This is a genomic window from Paenibacillus sp. P4_E11 (assembly GCF_056401635.1).
The window spans coordinates 1-1,189 of the sequence record NZ_JBFUIX010000518.1 but is presented as its reverse complement, the minus strand read 5'-3'; the positions used below and the strand labels follow the sequence as shown (position 1 = coordinate 1,189).

Genomic DNA, 1,189 nt, shown 5'->3' with positions numbered 1-1,189 from the left:
CCCTTGTCTTCTTTTTGCGTCTGCTTCTGTTTCTTCCGATGGCCTTTCATCTCTACCTAAAAGATTATCTGTTGTTACCCTGTAGTAATCAGCTATTTTCTCTAGTGTTACGTTATCTGGTTCGGAAGTCCCTAACTCATAACCCGAATATGTAGTTCTGGCTATACCCAATCTGGAGGATAACTCTTGTTGGGTTAATTTGTGTTCCTTCCTAAGATCTAATAACCGTTTATTCAACAACTTATTTCCCTCCTTTTATCTATTATTATAATGACGAAATACTCAACATTAAACGAACTCCAAGATAATCGTCAAAACTTGTATAAATCATGTTGACAATGACGAGAAACTCGTCGTATACTAGGTTTAGAGATTGACGAGAATGTCGTCAGAGAGGAGTAATCAAAATGAGACACTGGCTTGTACAATTCAGAAAGATCAAGGGTTTCACGCAGAAAGAAGTAGCTGAGCATTGTGGAATTTCTCGTAGTTACTATGCGGGAATCGAACAAGGATCAGCAAATGCTAGTGGTCATGCTGCTAAGTTGATTTCAGATGTTCTCGGATTTAGTATGGACCTTTTTTTTGCAGATGTAAGACGAGAATCTCGTCATAAGAATGAAAAAACAGCATAAGGAGCCTAAACCATGACAGAAAAACTCCTAGAACTTTTGAACGAAGCAAAGGATCTCCTTGGTCGCCAACCTGAACCAGGACAGTTCAATGCTTATCCATCCTACCTTACTTGTAAAGACATCATGGACATTCTGCAAGTGTCCAAGTCGAAAGCAAATGCGCTCATGCATCAAAAAGACTTTCCGCTGATTAAGTTAGGTAAATCGATGCGCGTTGAACGTGAGCAATTCTTCAGGTGGTTAATGAAACAACAGCAGCAAGGAGCATAACAACGCTAATAATACCACGATTACCTAAATATGACTATTGGTCACCTTATACGGCCTCCATTTCATTGGGTAATTCGGTCGATCCGGAGAAAGGATGAAGAGCATGAAAAAAGGTGACAAGGTAGTGTTTTTGAATGAACGTGGCTCGCAATTTGATAGAGACGAGGCGGTATTCTTCGGATTGGTTGAAGAAAATGTCTACACAGTAGACAGCATAGAGTCTGGCGGTTTCGTCGATTGGGTCAGATTCAAGGAAAACAGAGGTGGGGCATGTGGTTTTAATG

4 protein-coding genes are annotated in these 1,189 nt (G+C 40.4%); 3 read left to right on the top strand and 1 reads right to left on the bottom strand.

From position 1 onward, the window contains the following. A partial coding sequence (locus tag AC1DWB_RS35655; RefSeq protein WP_477545791.1) for a helix-turn-helix domain-containing protein occupies positions 1 to 237 on the bottom strand: 237 nt, incomplete at its 3' end. Positions 238 to 407: 170 nt separating this feature from the next. Between AC1DWB_RS35655 and AC1DWB_RS35650 the strand changes: the two genes are divergently transcribed. From AC1DWB_RS35650 to AC1DWB_RS35640, 3 genes are all read left to right on the top strand, one after another. Further along, the gene (locus AC1DWB_RS35650) at positions 408 to 635 is read left to right on the top strand and encodes a helix-turn-helix domain-containing protein (protein ID WP_477545790.1); all 228 of its coding nucleotides are present in this window, start codon (positions 408 to 410) and stop codon (positions 633 to 635) included. 12 nt (positions 636 to 647) lie between these two features. Next, positions 648 to 905: a helix-turn-helix domain-containing protein gene (locus AC1DWB_RS35645; RefSeq protein ID WP_477545789.1), complete on the top strand. Its 258-nt coding sequence runs from the start codon at positions 648 to 650 to the stop codon at positions 903 to 905. Positions 906 to 1,008: 103 nt separating this feature from the next. Continuing rightward, positions 1,009 to 1,189 (top strand): hypothetical protein (locus tag AC1DWB_RS35640; RefSeq protein WP_477545788.1); only part of this gene is annotated, 181 nt, incomplete at its 3' end.